Source organism: Mesorhizobium sp. M7A.F.Ca.AU.001.01.1.1, from assembly GCF_004022735.1.
GTDB classification, from domain to species: domain Bacteria; phylum Pseudomonadota; class Alphaproteobacteria; order Rhizobiales; family Rhizobiaceae; genus Mesorhizobium; species Mesorhizobium ciceri.
On sequence record NZ_RZPF01001120.1, the window covers coordinates 1 to 1,230 of the forward strand.

Sequence of the window (1,230 nt, forward strand, 5' to 3'; positions counted from 1 at the left end):
TTATGGAGCACGCCACGGCTCTCACGGACGCCCTCGTGCCTCGCCTAGTGGCGATCATGGGCGGTCCAGACCGGATAGAAGCGTTTGGAAAGTGCGCGGTGACCGGAACGGACGGTGAAGTCGAACATGCCGCCGGCCTGATCCACACGCTGCATTTCGGCAATGTCTTCCGCATCGCCGCCGGTGGAGATTCCTTTCTCCCCTTCACCAACAAACGTGCCGGCGCCGGCACCTCACTCACCGTTCCTTTGACCCACAAGGATGCCGAGAGGAAGGGTAGCCGCGCTCATTTTCTAACCGTGGAATTTACGATTCCAGACGCGCCTGCCCATGACGAGATCGTCATCGCGTTAGGCGCCGCGAACGGTGGGCGACCGCACCATCGCATTGGTGATCGGTTCAACGACATGCGGATCATGGGAGTCGATCAGGCCGGCCGGCCGCTGCCAGCCGAGAGCAGATAACGTGCAAGCCTCGGGTTCTCGTCCCGAGGCTAATAACGGCAATGCCGATAATATTGGGAACTGAACCTACGGAGGACTTGTCATGGATAGAAGGCAATTTATGGCCGCCGTCAGCGGCTTCGCAATCGTGGCCTCTTTGCCGACGGTAGCGCTGGCTCAAGATGCCCAGCCGGTCACCGGCGGCACGCTCAACGTCGGCTTCATCAGCGACGTTCGCACGCTTGACCCCCTTCAGTCGTCGCAATGGACCGAGCGCCAGATCCTTTTCCTGATATTCGATACGCTTCTCGAAACCGAGGCCGACTTCTCCCTGAAGCCCGCCTTGGCGAAAAGCTGGGAGTTTTCGGACGACGGCAAGCGCGTGATCCTGAAGCTGCAGGAAGGCGTGCAGTTCCATGACGGCACGCCATTTAACGCCGAGGCGGTGAAATGGAACCTAGACTCGCGTCTCGATCCGAAAGGCAACTCATCGCAGCTCAAGTTGCTGGAAGGCGTCAAGAATGTCGAAGTGCTGGACGAATTCACTGTCGCCATCGACATGAAGGAACCCTATCCGCCCCTGCTGGCGCTGTTTGCCGACCGCGCTGGGCTCATGGCGTCACCGGCGGCGGCCAAGAAGAACGGCAGCGACGTCGGTTCCAACCCTGTCGGGACCGGTCCGTTCGTTTTCGGCGAATGGGTCCGCGGGTCGCGCATCGCGCTCACCAAGAACGCCAGCTATTGGCAGAAGGGAATGCCCTATCTCGACGGTATTATTTTCCATGAC

Annotated in this window: 2 protein-coding genes; both read left to right on the plus strand. The window is 59.9% G+C overall.

The features are described from left to right. Positions 1-464 (plus strand): amino acid synthesis family protein (locus EN884_RS36375; protein ID WP_128361147.1); only part of this gene is annotated, 464 nt, incomplete at its 5' end. Between the two features lie 100 nt (positions 465-564). Further along, positions 565-1,230: ABC transporter substrate-binding protein (locus EN884_RS36380; protein ID WP_245492057.1), on the plus strand; the 666-nt coding region annotated here is incomplete at its 3' end.